The following is a 1760-nucleotide window of genomic DNA, read 5'->3' as shown; positions in this document are numbered from 1 at the left end:
GACGAATTTTACTTCGGAGCATATTGGCCGGGTGGGGGCTACCCGAGGAGGGCCCCGTGCACAGACGATTCGGAATAAAACTGGCGACAATTTCAAAGCTCTGATCAAGTGCTTCAAGGACGCCCCTGGTACTCGTAAGCGGGCAAAAAAATCATCGTCCTCCACTGACTGGGTTGACGGCATCAAGGATCCGAAGCTTCGAATTCTTGTTGACCGGACGCTCGCTGAACTGGCTGAAGCAAGGAGTGAGCTCAAGGAGCTGATACCTCCGGGTATTGAGTTTAGAGTCGACGATCGTCGCGGGCAGTCGTCTGAGGTCGTTCCAAGCTTTAAGCTGAACGAGTTCGAGCGCGACGCCCTAACATTCTTATTGTCGGAGAGCTTCCTGCTGCAGTGGAGGTTTGAGCGGGGGAAGAGGGGGGATGTGCTGAACGCCAAGGGGGACACGGTGTTTCATCCAGGTACTCTCCCGGCATTGGAGAAGGCCCTGAAATACCTCTGACTGAAATGCAACGTGGCAACGACCCCTTCAGGCTAGGCGAGATAGAGACCTGGGGCAGGGGTAGGCAAACGCACGGTGTTGGGTGGAATCACCTACGGCTTTAGGTTAAAGGTTGGGGCTGCGAGTTCCAGCCAAAGGAAACTGTATGTTCACGTATGAGGTCGCTCAACCCACTGCCACCATGCTCCTGACGGAGATCCTCGATCAAGAAACGGGATTGGATGTCGAACTGCAGAGCTTCTTGACCCGCGATCTGGGTTTGGTCATGAAAGACAGGGGGGAGTTGGCGAGTCGTTATGCTCGTGATCCCGGCAATCCTTGGCTTGTGTGCGCGTTGTGCATGGCCCCGGTGATACTCGTGCGCACCATGGAACGGCGCTTCCATTTCCGTCATCACCCACGTGCGGAGGCAGAGCAAAAATGCTCAATTTCAACGCGTGGGCAATTGAGTGCCGAGCAGATCAACTGCATCAAGTACAACGCTGCGAAGGAGAGCGCAGCACACCTGAGGCTCAAAGGCATTATTCGAGACAGCCTTATAGTCGATGAGCAGTGCTCCGAGCCGTTGGTGGAGAAGGTGTGGAAGGGCGTGCGCCTCGCCGATCGCGCGCAATGGCGAAAGCCCGATGTCCAAGCTGAGCTCAATGGCCAACGCCTGGCATTTGAGGTGCAGCTTTCGACCACGTACCTGACAGAAATCGCGGGTCGACGTGAGTTCTACCGAGCGAACAACGGGGCTATGGTCTGGATATTCCATAGCTTCGACCCGAGTTCGACCCGCACCTCTGAAGAGGACATTTTCTTCCTGAATAACAACAACGTCTTCATCGTAAATGAAGCGACGCTTGCTCGATCTCGGGTGGCGAGGCGCATGGCCCTAGACTGCTGGTACGCCATACCCCATCTCAGGGGCAAGACGATCATTGACGAATGGGTAATGGAGGAGGTGTTTCTTGATCAACTGATCGTGAACGCCCAAGAGCAAAAGGTTTTTTTCAAGGACTACGACACGCTAAGGGCCGAGCTATTGAGTAGCGTGAGCAGCGACCGAGCCCGGCAGGCCTTTCTCGATTTCTGGATGCAGCATGCAGCAACGGACAGCAAAGAGTCGGATGAGGCGTGGCGAACTTTGCGGGAACAAATGAAAACGGCAAGTCCTGACCTTCCGCTGCCTTCGGACTACCGAATGGGGAAATTCCATGGGGCTGTGTCGATTATGTTGAGTGCCCGTTTTGGGCATCCAGTGGGCTACAACCTG

Annotated in this window: 2 protein-coding genes; both read left to right on the top strand. The window is 55.1% G+C overall.

What is annotated here, in order from left to right:
- Nucleotides 1–502: gamma-mobile-trio protein GmtX (gene gmtX, locus OQK_RS00460; protein ID WP_016770631.1), on the top strand; the 502-nt coding region annotated here is incomplete at its 5' end.
- Nucleotides 503–647: 145 nt separating this feature from the next.
- Nucleotides 648–1760, top strand: a 1113-nt coding sequence (locus OQK_RS00455; RefSeq protein ID WP_016770630.1) for a DUF6035 family protein, incomplete at its 3' end; no start/stop codon positions are given.

Origin of the sequence: Pseudomonas sp. R62 (assembly GCF_000257605.1) — a bacterium.
Taxonomy (GTDB): domain Bacteria; phylum Pseudomonadota; class Gammaproteobacteria; order Pseudomonadales; family Pseudomonadaceae; genus Aquipseudomonas; species Aquipseudomonas atacamensis.
This window is presented reverse-complemented; position numbering and strand designations above follow the sequence as displayed.